Raw genomic sequence first — 4899 nt, 5'->3', positions numbered from 1 at the left:
ACTACTGCTGATTTAGATATGCAAAATCTAGCGGCTACTTTTTCAAATGATAAACCGTGCTTTTGTTTTATTTTTAATTACATAATTATAACTCCACCCAGCTCCATTGTCATATTCTTTTTATCAAGTTTTAGCTATAGCTTTCTTAAATCCGGTTAATGTCCGAAATTTTCCTTCTCCAATTCTTTGATCTGTTCGTATTTCATATACACATCTCCATTAGATATATAATACCAGCCTAGATTTTATTCTTTTTCTAGTTTCCGAAGAGGTCTATTATGTATCTATTCATTTAGTACTGGAATTTTGTATTATAATCATAGTATTGTAGATTAGCTATATTAACCAAATAATTTTATACAAGATTAGCTGTTCCCCCTAGTTTTCCAAGGAATCAAATAAAATTTTCCTTGATCTTTTTATACTGTTCACTAAGGAAGCAATTTTTTTATTACTCTATAATTTCAGTGAGAACGGTCAAACCAAGAGGCAATTTGCGCCATAGAAAACACACAATACACGTTTCGACCATGATTGCATTGGGCAGAATGTGGTGTTTTTTCCATAGCTCTTAATAGCCCATTCATTTCTTCTAAAGATAGGGAATCTCCTAAAAAAACACTTTTTCTGCACGCCCAATACGCCAAAACGTGGTGTAAAAGCTCCTGATGAACCTCTTTAGGAGAGCAAAACAACTCATCAGAAAGGCGCTGCACTACACAATCCCAAAGGGCATCGGCAGGATATTCATGAAACACTGCAGGAATTCCCTTAAGTACAACCCCGTTTTCTTGTTTTTCTACAGGAAATCCTACCTGTGCCAATGCGGCCGCATGAGTTTCTACAAGAAGATTTTCTGCCTCTGTTAAAGAAAGTGGAAGAGGAGGAATCAGAAATTGCACATCAAAAGATCTCCATTGACGTTTCATTTCTTCATAAAGAACGCGCTCATGCGCTCCATGAGGATCTACAATTACAAGCCCTTGTGCATTAACTGCTATAATATAACGCCTATGAATTTGACCAATTGCTTGTCCTAAATCTATATTTTCAGTATTATCCAAAGAAGGAGATAATCCTTCCCTTGATGCAAAAAGCTCTGCTGCTAATGAAAGAACAGAGTCTCCCTCTTTCAGAGAAGAAGGCATAGATAAATGCTCCCCCCCCTTAAGTCCTGAAAAATACGGAACCTTGGGTGGCCTACTCTCTTTACGAAAAACGGAAGTGTACGAAAAATCTTGTTCTTCTTTTTTCAAAGAATTCAGCGAAGAATTGATATGTTGTACAGAAAAATCATCTTGCATAGAAAAATCATCTTGCATTGATGCAGAAGAAAGATTATTTTGCGCTGATAAAGAATTAAGTTCATTTTTCCCCAATGCAGAGTCAACATTACCTTGCTCTGGTAAAGAATCAAAATTACCTTTCACTGACATAGAGTCAAAAGAAAAATCATTCACAAAAGCTTTTGAACTCTCCACCTTAGGTGCAATATTTACACTTTTTTGCCCATTTTGCATTAACGCTTTTTTCAGTGCTGCTATTACTACTGCACGAATCTCTTGAGGAGCTTTGAATCTCACTTGAGTTTTTGCAGGGTGAACATTAACATCAACATCTGAATAAGGAATACTTAGAAAAAGAATTACACACGGATACCGATCTTTTGGAATAAGATCTTGATAAGCAAACCGAATACTTTGAATAAGCATCCGGTCTTCAATAGGACGTTGATTTACGTATACAAATAATCGATCTGCATTTCTTCGATGTGCTCCTGGAAGCGCTCCCCATCCGGTTACTGTTATATCTTGAATCTGTGTTTGCAGCCAAAACCCTTGCGTTGATGGCATATTCAGTAGGTGTTGGATACGGTTTTCTAAAGAAGTTGCTTCAAATATTTTTTGCTTTTCATCAAGACGTAAGAAAAAAGAAACGGCAGGATTTAAAAGTAAAAACCGATCCAAACAATGAGTCATATGGATGTATTCTTGCGATGGAGATCTTAAAAATTTTAATCGTGCAGGAGTTGCAAAAAAAAGATCACGAATTTCAATACAGGTTCCCGTTTCACAGGCAATAGGCTTAAGAGGGTGCTGCGTTCCTCCTTCAATATAAAGGCTAAATCCGTAGGGCTGATCTAATACTTTACTGGTTAAAGTAGCTTTAGATACAGAGGTAATGGATGCCAATGCTTCTCCACGAAAGCCAAAAGTATGAATATTCCACAAATCGGAATGAGAAAGCTTTGATGTAGTATGCCGGTGGACAGAAAGCTTCAAATCTTCTTCTACCATACCGTGTCCATTATCTTGTATTCGCACTAAACTTTGCCCTCCCCCCCGGACAGTAATGTGGATCTGAGTTGCTTTTGCGTCTAAAGAATTTTCAACTAACTCTTTGATAACGGAAGTTGGGCGCTCTATCACCTCCCCTGCGGCAATGCGGTTGATGAGCTGCGGCTCTAGTAAGCGAATAACACAAGACACTAATAAATTGTAAATCTTTTATCAAAACTAAATAAAATTTTATCTAATTTTTTCTTACAAAGCAATCTTTTTGATCAAAATTGTACTCAAGATTTTATTTTACGCTAGGAATAAGATTGGCGTACTGGAATTATAAAAAAACTGCTACGCTGATATCCTACAATTATTTTTCTCCCGCATCCGATCTATTTTATTTTATATTTATTTATTACATTTTAATATTTTTACCTAATATTAAGTAAAAATCAAAATTTTAATTATAAAATATTAAATTTTTCTTACTACATTCAAATCCAAACACTTTTAGGACGATTCTGAATTCCAGTTAAAATACTCCATACGTGTTGTTGAGTATATTGAGCCAAATTTTCTAAAGGCAATCCTTCCCCCCATAATATGACCGGGTCTCCTACTTTAGCAGAACCCATGGCTCGTAAATCTACAGTAAGCATATCCATAGAAATGCGCCCGGCAATTTCGCACAAAATGTTATTTACTAAAACAGGAGCGCCGTCTCGAACCGTAATGGGGTATCCGTCTCCATATCCTACAGCAACAACTCCAACAGGCATAGAACTTTTACACACATATCGTCCTGCGTATCCCAAAGTTTGCTTAGGTTTTGCTTGAAAAACTCGAATCAATTGGCTTTTTAAAGACATTACTGGTTTTAATCCAAAAAAATCAGCACTATATTCTGGAAATGGACTACACCCATACAGTAGCAATCCTGGACGAACAACGTCACTAATGGCTCCTTGAGAAATCAAGCTTGCAGCAGAATTTTCTAAACTTTTTATAACTAATTTTCCTTCTGCAAACTTAAAAAACGCTTCATGTTGAAGGGCATTCAAGGGGTGCCCAAAAATATCCGCACACGCAAAATGAGACATCAGTCCCAAAGGCTTTTCAATAAAATCGTGATGATACATTTCTTGATACACCGCTTCTGCTTCTTCAAGATTAAACCCCAGGCGCCCCATCCCTGTATCTATTTTTAACCAGGCTTTTAAAGGTACTGAAGCCTGTTTAAACCATTGCCACTGCTCTAAAGATTGAAAAACTACTGAAATATTATGTTGATTTGTCAGCGCAAATTCAGATACACAGAATACTCCTTCCATCAAAATAATGGGAGTTTGAATTCCAGAATTGCGAAGAGACAACGCTTCATCAATGCTTGCAACTCCAAAATACTCTACATGACCGTCTAAAACCTTAGAAACGCTGCGTATTCCATGACCATAAGCATTTGCTTTGACCATTGCAATAACTTTACTTGACGGATTACGAGACCGTACAATAGACAAATTATGTAATAAATTTTTACCAGAAAGAACAATTTGTGTAGGGCGAGCCATAATTATACATAAATATTTATTTTTTTATATTTTAAAAGAAATATAGATCAACATTCAAGGCTAAATTCACAATTTTTGATAGAAATTTAAACTTTTCCTTAAAGATATCGTTAGTAATGGGTCAGCTGTAAGTACGAAAAGTACTGATTTTTATAGTATACGCAAAAAATAGTTATAAAAAATTTAAGTTTTTTATGCTTCCCTCTTGACGTGCCCTTCCGATAAAGCCTGCCCCTTGCAAAGAGGCCTCTGCCAGGCTGTCAAGGAAAGGCACAAAAAAAAGCGCGCATATTCCAAGCTTCTTAAAGGCGAGCTTTCCCAAAATTTTCCAAAACGGTAGAGTTTTGTCTATCGAAGCCACGGAGCATCTTCCAATTCTTGGGTCCATGCCTGCGTTAATGGCTTTTCTCCCAAAAACAGATTGTTGGCCAAAATGTCTAAAGCTTTTCTAGACTCAGCGCTGTCTTCAAGTTCTAAAACTCGTGCCAAAATGTAAAAATATTCCGGGTGAATAAAGTGCCCGTCTAGCTCTTCTAGTTGCTCTTGAGCAACTTTTTGCATCCCTTCAAAAGGACGCCCAAATACAGCAACTTCCTTTGCAAAAAATGCAAATCGCAAAATAGGAAGAGGCACCCAAATCACCGCCTGACTTCTGGGCGGGTCTTGCCCTTGAAGATAGGGACAAAGCGCGCGATCAAAGCTGGGACATAAACTGTCATAATTTGGATGGCATGGCCACTTCATGCTTGGATCGTAAGGAGTATTTTCGATAAATGCGTTGTACATATGCTCACTACTTCGACGACCAATAAATAAATCATTGGCAATCCCCATACACTCTAGGACATCTATATTGATAGAATCTCCAAGAACACTGGTATCAGCAAAATACCCCATTAACGATTCGTCAGGATAATGGTCTTTTCCATCAATAATCATTTGCTGAACCAAATCGTAGATGTTTTCCCCAAATTCATCTGTTCCAAATTCAAATATCCATCCCAAAATACGTGCTACTTCCACAAACTCATCCGTCCATTTATCTTTTG

General features: G+C 37.1%; 3 protein-coding genes. All 3 read right to left on the bottom strand.

Going from position 1 to position 4899, the window contains the following annotated elements; genetic code table 11:
• Positions 1-464: 464 nt before the first annotated feature.
• A complete protein-coding gene (gene mutL, locus K737_RS05570) occupies positions 465-2489 on the bottom strand; it encodes a DNA mismatch repair endonuclease MutL (RefSeq protein WP_006299302.1) in 2025 nt (674 codons plus the stop codon).
• Positions 2490-2776: 287 nt separating this feature from the next.
• A complete protein-coding gene (alr, locus tag K737_RS05565; protein WP_006299305.1) occupies positions 2777-3850 on the bottom strand; it encodes an alanine racemase in 1074 nt (357 codons plus the stop codon).
• A gap of 348 nt (positions 3851-4198) precedes the next feature.
• The coding region (locus tag K737_RS05560) for a hypothetical protein (RefSeq protein ID WP_035575189.1) at positions 4199-4899 on the bottom strand (701 nt) is incomplete at its 5' end.

The organism is Holospora undulata HU1, from assembly GCF_000388175.3.
Taxonomy (GTDB): domain Bacteria; phylum Pseudomonadota; class Alphaproteobacteria; order Holosporales; family Holosporaceae; genus Holospora; species Holospora undulata_A.
The sequence above is the reverse complement of the archived record's forward strand: the minus strand, read 5'-3'. Positions and strand labels throughout refer to the sequence as shown.